The sequence below is a fragment of the Streptococcus suis genome (genome assembly GCF_002960445.1).
Taxonomy (GTDB): Bacteria; Bacillota; Bacilli; order Lactobacillales; family Streptococcaceae; genus Streptococcus; species Streptococcus hyiners.
The window spans coordinates 1-251 of record NZ_POJD01000003.1 but is presented as its reverse complement, the minus strand read 5'-3'; the positions used below and the strand labels follow the sequence as shown (position 1 = coordinate 251).

The following is a 251-nucleotide window of genomic DNA, read 5'->3' as shown; positions in this document are numbered from 1 at the left end:
GTTACAGTCTTACCTGTGAACTCGTATCCTGGGATTGACTTGTTAGGGGTTGTTCCTTCTTCTTGCGGTGCAATTGGAAGACCTGTTTCTTCGTCAACGTGGTTTGTTACAACTTTCTTAGCAGGTGTTTCTACTTTGCGGTAGATGTGAGTTGTGTTACCGTCTGGATCTGTTACAGTCTTACCTGTGAACTCGTATCCTGGGATTGACTTGTTAGGGGTTGTTCCTTCTTCTTGCGGTGCAATTGGAAG

1 protein-coding gene is annotated in these 251 nt (G+C 45.0%); it reads right to left on the bottom strand.

The genetic code is table 11. The annotated features are described in order from the left end of the window. Positions 1 to 251, bottom strand: a 251-nt coding sequence (locus tag C1G53_RS00005; RefSeq protein WP_153046613.1) for a hypothetical protein, incomplete at both ends; no start/stop codon positions are given.